Source organism: Pseudomonas sp. PB120, from assembly GCF_009761815.1.
GTDB lineage: Bacteria > Pseudomonadota > Gammaproteobacteria > Pseudomonadales > Pseudomonadaceae > Aquipseudomonas.
Map to the genome: position 1 here is coordinate 16,015 of NZ_RWIN01000147.1, position 11,406 is coordinate 27,420.

The following is an 11,406-nucleotide window of genomic DNA, read 5'->3' on the forward strand; positions in this document are numbered from 1 at the left end:
CGCGAGGGGGTCGAAAACACGTGGGTCAGCTCCTGGTTTGAACGTGAACGGCAGGGTGCTCCGCCACTGCCGTGTGCCGAGCGCCGCGTGAAACGCGCTTGGCTTGATACATGGCCGCATCGGCGGCGTTAAGCAGAGCGCTGGGTGTGGCGCCATGATCCGGGTAGACGGCGATGCCGATGCTGAGTGAAGTCAACACCTGGGCATTACCCGGTAACAAAATCGGCATTTCCATGCTGGCGATGATTTTGTCGGCAATGTGTTCCGCGTCCTCGATCGTGTGCAGGGGTGTCAGCAGGATCGCAAACTCATCACCGCCCAATCGCGCCACCAAGTCCTCTTCGCGCAATTGCGCCCGGACCCGATTGGCCACGGCCACCAACACCGCATCGCCTGCGGCATGGCCAAAGTTATCGTTGATCTCCTTGAACCGATCGCTGTCGAGAAACAGCACCGCCACCCGCTCGCCGAGTTTGTGGCCATTGCGCAGTGCGCGAATCAATCGGCCCTCGAAGAACGCCCGGTTCGGCAACCCGGTGAGGCTGTCATGACTGGCCTGATGCGCCAGGGATTCGTTCTCGCTTTTGAGGTGGGTCTGCCAGGATTCGAGTTCATCGAGCAGGGCATTGAAGTCGTTGCCCAGATTGTCGAGTTCGGCGATGGCAGCGGGCGGCACACGCTGATCGAAGGCCCGTTCGCTGCGCGCGGCGTGAGCGACAAACGCCAGGCTGCGCAGTGGACCGGTGATGCCGCGAAGTTGTCGGCGTGCCAGATAGAGCGCCACCCAGGCGCTGATGGCGGTGCACAGGACGATACCCGCCAGGCCACTGAGCAAGAATCGCATCAGGCTGCCGCCATGGCCGGTGAGCTGGATGCTGCCAATTTCCCGACCTTGATGAACGATCGGCATGCTGATGGGTTTTTCGAGGAAGGCCTTGGCGATCTCCATTTCAAGGTCGGAGAACAGGCCGGTTTCCGGTCGTTGCCAGCGGGCCAGCAACGTGCCCTGCTCGTCCAGCACCTGTGCGTCAGCCACTTCTTCGGTAGACGCGATCAACGCCAGCGCTTCGGTGGCAGCAGCCTTGTCGTTGAACACTACCGCCGCTTCCACGGTGTAATTGATTGAGCGCGCGATCAGGTGCAGGTTGTGATCGGCATAGACCCGCAAGGCCAGGACGCCCAGCAGAGTCAACGAAACACTGGCCATGGCCACGGCAACCAGTGCAACGGTCAAATGACCGCGACCGATGACCGAGCGCAAGGTCGGGCGAGTATCCGGTTTGAACAGGCTCATGGCGCCGCCGGTTTGCGACGGGACAATTGCAGCACGCTCGGATGAATACGCACGCCACTGCGGGCAACGGAGTCGAGGTTGACCTCAAAAGACACTTGGTCATCACTGACGCGCAGGCAAAACAGACTGCCCACGGTGCATTGATCATCGCTTTCGCTGATGCTCAACACCGGACGCCCCGCCAATGAGGCGAATAGCCGACTGCGTTCGTCGCCGGTCAGCTTGCCGATGTACACCGCATCGCACTCACCGACAATGGACGGGTTGTCGGCCAGGAGTCGACGCACAGTGACGGGCCGGCCTGTGGCTTGCGTCGTGCCTTTGACCAGGTCATCGGTGTATTCGGTGGGACCGACAATGCACAGGCGCAGTTGCGGGGGCTCAACCGGCCAGCGGGCATAACTGAGAATCCCGAGGACCACTTGGGTGACTGAGCTGGCGCGCTGGTCAGCCATGCCGATCGGGGCTTGCGACTGAGCGACAACGACACCGCTGAGCAAACAGAGAAGGCCTGCCAATAGCACGTGCTTGCAGCCAACCACGCGCGCTGTCATCCAGGCAGCCACCTTCATGCAGGAATTCTCTTGGATCGTGTGAAATGATGCCGCGACGATATCACAGCGCCGGAACGCCAGCGAGGCCGCCGGCCTTTTCAATCACCCCGTTCGACAGCGTCCTCCAGTTCGAGCATCAAACCGCTCAAGCGCTTCACTTTTCGTCGCACCGCCTCTTCGAACACACCGTTCCTGGGCTCGATCAAGGTGAACCAATCCTTGGCCCGGGTAATCCCGGTGTAGATCAATTCCTTGGTCAGAACCGGGTTGAGGGCGTCCGGCAGGATCAACGCGGTATGGGCAAACTCCGAGCCCTGGGATTTATGCACGGTCATGGCGTACACGGTTTCAACATCATTGAGCCGGCTCGGAAGCACAAAACGTATCCCGCCCTGGCCGTCGTTGCGCGGAAACGCCACCCGCAGAACGTGCTTGGCAGGGTTGTCCCGCTCCGGCAACCGGAGGGCGATACCGATGTCGCCATTCATCAAGCCCAGGCCATAGTCGTTTCGGGTCATCAGCACCGGCCGCCCCTCGTACCACTGCTGGTCATTGTCGATCAGCCGGGCCTTGAGCAACGCGGCCGTCACGCGCTGATTCAGCCCCTCCACACCCCAGGGCCCTTTGCGAACGGCGCATAACAACTGGAACGTGTCGAAGGCGTGCAACACCTGCCTGGCCCATCCAGCCCATCGCGGGTCATCGAGCGGACAATCGAGCGGTGGCCGCTCGTTTCGCAGCAGCGTCAGGTAATGCCGATAACCTTGCGGCCCATCGCCATGCCCCTCAAGCAGCAAACGCTCCAGTGCCCGATCCTGTTCCCCTTTTAACGACAGAGAGAACACATCGTCGTGGCTCCGAACCGCCAGCAACTTGCGAGCCTCTTCAGGCTGCTGCTGGTTCACCCAGCGTGCCAATTGGCCAATGCCGCTGCCTTCGCCGAACCGCCGCGAGTGGCGCAGCATCACCACTTGTTGAGCCAGTGGATGCTTGCCTTCGGTGTCTTCATGCAAACCGCTGGAATCCAGGCTCTCCCCACTGACAGACTCCAGCCACTGACGGGTCAGCGGGCTGTACCAACCCGCTTCGGCATCGCGACACAGATCACCCAACACCGCACCTGCCTCAACCGATGCCAGTTGATCCTTGTCACCGAGCAGGATCAGTCGGGCTTGGGCCGGCATCGCATCGAGAAGATTGGCCATCATTTCCAGGTCGATCATCGAGGCTTCGTCCACCACCAGCACATCCAGCGGCAAGCGGTTACCTGCGTGGTGACGGAAGTGCCGAGTACCGGGACGACTGCCGAGCAGGCGGTGCACGGTGGTGACGTCCGACGGGATTTTTTCGCGGATGGCTTCAGAGACGTCCAGGCTCCGCACCTGCTGACTGATGGACTCGGTCAGCCGTGCCGCCGCTTTGCCGGTGGGTGCAGCGAGGCGGATGCGCAGTGGTTTTCCAGCCTCTACGGCCGGGGCCTGCAGCAATGCCAGCAAACGCACGACAGTTGTGGTCTTGCCGGTTCCCGGGCCGCCGGTGACGATACTGAAGGCACTGCGGGTGGCCAGCGCACAGGCGAGTTTCTGCCAATCGATGACGGCACCGGGTTTGACCGGACCGAACAGGCCGGTCAGGCGCTGGGCCAAATCACCCGGGACCGTTTCGTGCTCCGCCAGGCGTTGGCGCAGTGCGTTGTCGATGCGCCGCTCGTACGCCCAGTAGCGGCGCAGGTACAAGCGTTTGCCGGATAACACCAAGGGCCGGTGCTGTGCGGCCTCACGACCATCGACCGCCAAAGCGACCAGGTTGCTGGCGGCCAGGACTTTGCACCAATGAGCACCGTCCAGCGCCTCGAGCAGTTGCGATGGCAGCAGCATCGCCTCACTGTGCACATCGCCTTCCGGTGGCAGCGAAAGCGCGAAGTCCGGTTCTTTCAATGTCTCGAACAAGTCCAGGCACACATGGCCGTGACCCAACTGGTGACTGGTCAAGGCGGCCGCCAGAAGCACCAACGGATCATCATCGGGAGCGAGTTCGTGCAGGAAAGCCACGAAGGCCTTGTCCAGCGCGCGCAACCAGCCGCGTTCGACCCAGCGCGTGAGCAGCAGCAACAAGTCATCGGCGCGACTTAACGGCGCCAGATCCGCCAGGCTTTCAGCCGCCAATGACGTAGGCAACAAATCGGCGAAGGTGCGGCTCATAGCAGTACTCCCTGTTCCCAGGCGGGCTCAGCCTTGGGCTCCGGTTTGCCTTGGAACAACCGGTCCAGTTGTTCGATCAGCGTTTTTGGAGGACGGACGAAATATACGCCTTGGCTGGCTGCGCGCGTGCCGCGTAGAAACAGGTACATCGCGCCTCCGACATGCCGGTCGTAGTCGTAATCCACCAGACGTGCCTTGAGCTGGCGATGCAGGGCCAACACGTACAGCACGTATTGCAGGTCATAACGGTTGTCGAGGATCGACTGCTCCATGGCCTGCTCGGTGTAGGCCGCATCCTCAGCGCCCAGCCAGTTGGATTTGTAGTCGGCCACGTAATAGCGGCCGTCGTGCTCGAACGTCAAATCGATGAAGCCCTTGAACATGCCATTGAGCAACACCGGTTCGGCGGCCACCCGAGGTACGCCGTTGTGGGTGTGTTGCCGCACCAGTTCATCGAGCTTGAGTACGTCGACCTTATGGCTGGCGAACCAGAATTCCATCTCGACGCGGTATTGGGTCAGCTGCTCAAGCACCACTGGTGTTTGCCCGGCGCCGATGTGCAGCGGGGACTTGAGCAGGTGTTGTAGCCACTCGTTCAACGTCGTGATCCAGCCTTCCCAGCCACGCAGATTGCAGCGCCGGCCAATGACGTCCTCGACGGCTTTTGGCGTGGCAGCAAAGCCTTCGTTGCCGGCCCATTCGAGCAAACCATGAAGGAAAGTGCCGGGGTTCGGGCCACGGGGGAATCGATGGATATCTGCGCCCCCCGTGACCAGCTCCCTTGGGGCTTGCGGGTCGAGTCGTTCGTCATCGAAAAGCTTTTGCGCCTGGGGACTTTCCGGGGCTTCATCGGTGCCGGCACTCAGGCTGTCGCCGATGCGCAAGGCGCTGTAAGAGGCGATCCACCAGTTTTCGGCAGCCTTGCGCTTGGGAACGAGCGGAGCCAGCAGAATCGCTTCGTTACGCGGAGGATGGTAATGCTCGGCAGTTGCTTCCGGCATTTGACCGTAGTGCAGCGCCGGACAGTCCTGCTGCAAGTCCTCCAGCCAGTGCATCAACCCGGCCGACTCGGTCAGCGCTGCGCCGCCGCCCAGCAAATAACCCAATGCCGACAAATGCAGCACCGAGCTGTTGTTGTTGCCACGCTTGAGGTCTGTCACGCCAAGCCAGCAGGCATGTTGCGCCCGGGTCAGGGCGACATACAGCAAACGCAGATCCTCGGCCAGGCGCTCATCGTCCGCCAGAGCAATCAACTCCGCCGTCGGTTTCAACGTCACTTGGGCCTTGCCGCTGGCGTCGTGATAATGCAACGGCAGGCGGCTGCCATCGACAGGCTTCGCCGAGCAGATAAACGGCAGGAACACCAACGGATACTCAAGCCCCTTGGACTTGTGGATGGTCACGACCTTGACCAGTTGCTCGTCGCTTTCCAGGCGCAGGATCTGCTCTTCACCCGCCTGACCGGACAACGCAAGGTGCTCGGACAAATGCCGGATCAGGGCTTGCTCGCCATCGAGCTCGGCGGACGCCTGTTGCAGCAATTCGGACAGGTGCAACAAGTTGGTCAATACCCGCTCGCCGTCGCTGCGAGCGATCAATGCCTGGGGCAGCTGGAAGTCATGCAGCAAGCGGCGCAGCATCGGCAAAACGCCCTGCTTGCGCCAGATCTCGCGATAACTGCGGAACTGCATGACCCGCGCTTCCCAGGCCAGTTCGTCCTGATTCAACCGCTCCAGTTCAGCCAGCGACAGGTTCAAGGTGATGCAGGCCAACGCCGCTCGCAGCGGACGCTCGACATCCGGCTCGGCGCAGGCCTTGAGCCAGGTCAGCACGTCGTGAGCTTCCTGGGCGGCGAAGACCGAATCCTTGTCCGACAGGTACACGCTGCGCACACCACGCGCCGCGAGCTCGCCCCGCACCGCCTGGGCTTCTTTTCCGTCGCGAACCAGGATTGCAATATCGGAGGGTCGCAGCCCTCTGAAATCTTTGCCGTCCTGCGTGAAACCCGCCCGGCCTTGTTGCCCGCCGTTGAGCAACGCGGTGATTTCACTGGCGCAACCGGCGGCCAGTTGCTGCCGGTAAACCGCGCCGGACAGCGGCTGTTCAGAAGGTAAATGCCAGGTGTTCAGAGCCGGTACGACCTGGCCGTCAATGTGCAGGACCTCTTTGCGTCCTTGGGATTCGACGGGCAGGAACGGTACCGGGTTCTCGCCATTCTTTTCACGAAACAGGAAGGCGCCACGCCCCGCCGCACGGGATTCGGCACGTTCGAACACATGGTTCACCGCACCGACCATGCCATGACTGGAGCGGAAGTTGGTGCCCAGGGTATGCAGGCGTCCGGCAGTCGCCTGGCGGGCGCGCAAATAGGTATAGATGTCGGCACCGCGAAAGGCATAAATCGCCTGTTTCGGGTCACCGATCAGGAACAGGCCGCATTCAGGATTGTTGTCTTCGATGCGATAGATGCTCTCGAATATCCGGTATTGAACCGGGTCGGTGTCCTGGAATTCGTCGATCAGCGCGACCGGAAATTGCTCGCGGATCAGGGTCGCCAGACGCTCACCGCCCTCGGATTGCAGCGCGGCATCAAGGCGCAACAGCATGTCGTCGAAGCCCATTTCTGCGCGACGACGTTTTTCTTCTTCAAACCGCGCACTGACCCACTGAGCAGCATGTTGCAGGACCGCAGCATCGGGCGTAGGCAATCCATCAAGACGGGTTTTGAGGCCAGGCATCGCGTCCAGTCCGGGATGATTCGGGACTTCGCCCTTCTTCCAGGCTTCTGCCATGCCATCGGCGGTCAGGCGGGTGAAGCCGGTTCCGATGTCCAATTGTTCAAGAGATTCGTCATCCGCCCAGGCTTTTATTTTTTCGAACCAGGGTTCGAAATAGCGCGCCTGCATCTTGCGACCGTCGACGCTTTTGCTCGCGACACCCTCGTGACAGAGGGCAAGCAATTCATCAGCCCACTGGAGCCACGGTTTCTTCAGTTCAAGCAAGGCTTCACGACGTTCCTGCAGGCACTCGACGATCAGCTCCGCGGGCTCTTTGCCCTGAACACTGTCACGCTCGCTGGCGAACAAACCGCGTATGCGCAGCAACAGGGCCGCCGGGCCTCCCCAATTGCCGCGCACCCAATTCAATGCATCGCCTTGCATCGGATAGCAAAACAAACGCCAGTAATCACGCACGACTTCGCCCAGCAAATCGCTGTGATCGGTTTCCAGGCTTTGAGTGAACAGGCTGCCACTGTCGAACGCGTGTTCACGCAACATGCGCTGACACCAACTGTGGATTGTGGAGACGGCGGCTTCGTCCATCCACTGGGCGGCGATGTCCAGGCGATTGGCGCAACCGGACCATTGCTCGGGAAGGTATTGCTCGCGCAGGTCTGCGATCAGGCTGTCGGGGGCGGGTGTTTCATCGCGAAAAAACCGTGCGGCCTCGGCCAAACGTGTGCGGATTCGTTCTCGCAGTTCTTTGGTCGCCGCATCGGTGAACGTCACGACGAGGATCTGAGGCGGTAACAGCTCACGTCCAAAACCGCTCGACTCGCCGCCATGCCCCAGGACCAGACGCAGATAGAGCGCAGAGATGGTGAAGGTCTTGCCGGTCCCTGCACTGGCCTCGATCAATTGACTGCCGCGCAACGGGAAGGACAGGGCCAATGGTGTTTTTGTGGTCATGAGCGCGCCTCCTCGCTGGACAGTGATCGCCATGGGGCTTCGAGCAGCGGCCGGTACATTGCGTTGCACCAATCCGGGAACGTCTCATCGCCGGTCAGGGCGTCGTAGTCAGCGAACTGCCGCGCGAGCGCCGGGCTTTCGCGGCGCTCACCGTCAGTGGTCTGGCCATCGCCTTCATAGGCTTTGCGGGCAGCGGCCTCGGCTTTGCTCATATCGGTTTGCCCCAGCCACGCGAACGCTGTTTTTACGGCAACGGACAGTGGCTGTCGCATGCCTGTTTTCCAGGCCATCAACAGTTCGCCCAGAATGCGTAGCGCTACGCCCTCCTCGATAGGACCGAGCAGCAGGCTGTCGTCACTGGCCACCAATGCGGTGCTCATTGGCATCCCACTGGCACAGGCCACCAGGTGATTGACCCAGGGCCGCGTCAGGCGATGCCATTTACGAGATTTGATCGAGCCGATGCTGTTGGGAATGGTCGTGATCGACAGCAGACTGCCGTCGGCGCGTTGATGCAGGCCACTGAGCCAACCTTCCAGATGCAGCCCCTGTAATTCCATGCTCACAGGCAGCGCGCTGGTGAGTGGCGTCGGCCATAAGGCCAAGAGCTGTTGATAGCGCTGCAGCAGATCCGGCAGCGGTTCGATCAACTCTCGCTGAAGGCACTCACCAAAACCGGCCATCGGCAGCAACCCGCTGTTTTGCAGACGCTTGGCCTGTGCCTCGAGTGCCTGATCGCTTCCCTCCAGCTGTCCCAACGCCGCGCCGAGCAGACTGTCGCTCAGACTGTAGCGTTGCAACGCATCGAGCACGAACGGCTCTTCATCGGCCAAGGGCATTTCCGCCGCTTCGAAAAACACTTTCAGCCGTTGACTGAAAAAATGCCGGACAGGGTTTCGCAGGAAGTCCTGCAGTTGACCGAGGCTCAGCGGTTCCTCCTGAACGAAAGGAACAAGCAGCTCGGTATCCGTCGAGTGCTCACGGGTCTGATGCAGTACCTGCCACTCATTGGCGTAGCTGAACAGCTCATCACCCTCATGGAAATAGCGGGCGCTGAACGGTTGCAGCGGGTGTTCCTGGGTCATGGCTTCAAGCAGGTTTTCCTGGGTGTCTTCCAGGTGCCAACCGCTGGCGAGGTGATCGCGCAACTGGCCAATCAGAACCGACGCGGGTCGCTCACTGTTGTCGCGAATACTGCGGCCGACCCAGCTGATATACAGTTGCTCGCGAGCTGACAGCAGCGCTTCCAACAACAGGTAGCGGTCATCTTCGCGACGAGAACGGTCACCCGGGCGGTAATCACTGCCCATGAGGTCGAAATCCAGTGGCGGTTGCGCACGCGGGTAATCGCCATCATTCATGCCGAGCAGACAAACCAGCTTGAACGGGATCGCACGCATGGGCATCAGGGTGCAGAAATTGACCGCACCTGCCAGGAAACGCTGGGACAGTCGGCCTTGATCGAGTCCGGCCAGCCAGGCCTCCCTGACCACTGTCAGCGGCAATTCGTCTTGCAGGTTGACGGACTCACAGGTCTCAAGCCAGGTTTCACGTAACGTCTCGAGTTGAGTCAGCAAATAATCGTCATGCTCGTTACTGGCCTGGAAGAACAACTGGACCAACGCCTGCAAGCGCAAGCTCCATTGTTTGGGCGTCGCAGGCTGAGAGAGTTCCTGATGGGCAATCTCCAGTGCATTGAGCAGCGCGACCAAGGGACCGATGAGGGCTGCATCCAGCCCACCGATCTCGTCGTAGGGCTCGATGCCTTCACACGCACCGCCACTGCCCACGGCGTAACCGAGCAACATCCGTCGCAGGCCAAAACGCCAACTGTTTTGTTCGAGCTCCCCTGGCAGTCCAAGGCCTACGCGCTGCTCTGCGTTCATTCCCCAGCGAATGCCGGCACCTTCGATCCAGCGATGCAACGTCGGAAGATCACGCTCCTCGACGCCGAACCTGGCCCGTAGCGCGGGAACGTCCAGCAGATCGAGGATTTCGCTGACGGGGAAACGGCTGTCTGGCAGTTTGAGCAGATGTTCGACAGCGATCAGGAGCGGATCACGGCCACGCTGCCCCTGGTCTGCGAGTGTGAAGGGTATGAAACGTGGGTCGTGGCGTTCCAGCTGGCCAAATACTGCACGAATGTGTGGGGCGTAACTGTCGATGTCCGGAACCATCACGATGACATCGCGGGGTCTCAAGTTCGGGTCAGCACTAAAGCGTGCCAGCAGTTGGTCGTGAAGAATCTCCACTTCACGCTGAGCACTGTGGGCGATGTGAAAACGGATCGACTCATCACGCTTCAGATCGACGGCTGGCCAACGCTCACGCGTTTCGTTCAGGGGACGTAATTCAAGGATATCGTCCTGCAGTTCGTTGAGCATGCTTTGCGGCTGGCTGTCACTGAACAGGTCGATGCGTCCATCGCGAAACGCCGAACGATAGCTGTTGGGGTCATCGTAGCTGTCGAGCAGATTGATGTAGTCCCGCCCCTGCTTACCCCATGCCGCCAGTAGTGGATGCGCGTGCTGGTGGAGGGCCTGCGGATCAAGTACCACGGGCATGCCGCTTTTGCGGGCCTGGCGTTTGTACTGATGCCGCAGCAGATCTTTATCCGCAACGATGTCTGCCCAGTGGTGACGACACGGGTTATGGACGCACAGTAAAACCTGGCTGAAGCGGGCCAATCCGGCGAGTGCTTCCAGAGCCTGAGCGGGCAGCGAAGAAATCCCGAAAACGATCAACCTTGATGGCAAACCGGGAGGCGCCACGTCCAGACTGTTGATGCGTTCGATGAACCGTTGGTGCACCCCGGCGCGGCTTTGCGCCATGCCCAGTTCCCCGACATCCAACAGCAGCGCTCGCCATAATTCCGCCTGCCAGCAGTTCGCCGGGGTCAGCGGTTTTGCTTCGCCCCTGCCATTTCGCAACTGATGACGGCCGACGGCCCAGTCTTCGAGCCAGTCGGCCCGATACACCTGGTATTGGTCGAACAGATCCGCCAGCCGCTCTGCCAGCTGATAGCGTTTACGCAAATCGCTGTCATTGGTAAGGAAGCGTTGCAGGGGTTCGAAGTGCAGTTGATTGATCAACTGAGGAAGCAGGCGCATCAAGCGCCAGGTCAACGGGGCTTTATCGAGCAAGGATTTGATCGGGATTTCATCACGCCCAAGCACCATACGATATAGCTGCCACATGAAGCTGCCCGGCAGCTGCACGTCGATGGCCGCGGCGATGCCGCAGCCACCCATGTCGTCTTCTTCAGGGTCTTCAGCGAGCGCCAGTTTCAGCCATTGAGCGATGCCATTGCTTTGCACCAGGGCAATTTCATTTTCCAAGGGAGCCAACGGGTAGCGCCGCATCCAGCTCACCACCAGGCTGCGCAACTCGTCCAGGCGGTTGCCGTGAACCACCATAAAACCTGCACTGAGAGGCGTTGCATCCGGCATAAGGCTTCCTTTGAAAAATGCAAAAGCTAGGGCCGAACCTTAGCATTGTCGGGTGACTCTGGCAGCCGGGAGCGGTCGGATGTTGCTGTACGAACTTTCCTGCGGGCAAAACAAAACCCCAACTGCTTGCGCAATTGGGGTTTCGGAATTTAATCTTGACGATGACCTACTCTCACATGGGGAAACCCCACACTACCATCGGCGATGCATCGTTTCACT

5 protein-coding genes are annotated in these 11,406 nt (G+C 60.5%); all 5 read right to left on the minus strand.

What is annotated here, in order from left to right; genetic code table 11:
- Positions 1–25: 25 nt before the first annotated feature.
- Positions 26–1,294 (minus strand): diguanylate cyclase domain-containing protein, encoded by a 1,269-nt coding sequence (locus tag EJA72_RS27080; RefSeq protein WP_157714937.1) that lies wholly within the window; start codon positions 1,292–1,294, stop codon positions 26–28.
- Entirely contained in the window at positions 1,291–1,866 is a 576-nt protein-coding gene (locus tag EJA72_RS27085; RefSeq protein WP_157714938.1) for a YfiR family protein, read from the minus strand. Before EJA72_RS27085 ends, EJA72_RS27080 begins: the two co-directional genes overlap by 4 nt.
- An 80-nt stretch (positions 1,867–1,946) precedes the next feature.
- The gene (gene recD, locus EJA72_RS27090) at positions 1,947–4,049 is read right to left on the minus strand and encodes an exodeoxyribonuclease V subunit alpha (RefSeq protein WP_157714939.1); all 2,103 of its coding nucleotides are present in this window, start codon (positions 4,047–4,049) and stop codon (positions 1,947–1,949) included.
- Positions 4,046–7,738, minus strand: a complete 3,693-nt coding sequence (recB, locus tag EJA72_RS27095; protein ID WP_157714940.1) for an exodeoxyribonuclease V subunit beta — start codon at positions 7,736–7,738, stop codon at positions 4,046–4,048. Before recB ends, recD begins: the two co-directional genes overlap by 4 nt.
- Entirely contained in the window at positions 7,735–11,187 is a 3,453-nt protein-coding gene (gene recC / locus EJA72_RS27100; RefSeq protein WP_157714941.1) for an exodeoxyribonuclease V subunit gamma, read from the minus strand. The genes recB and recC overlap by 4 nt, the downstream gene beginning before the upstream one ends.
- Positions 11,188–11,406 lie beyond the last annotated feature (219 nt).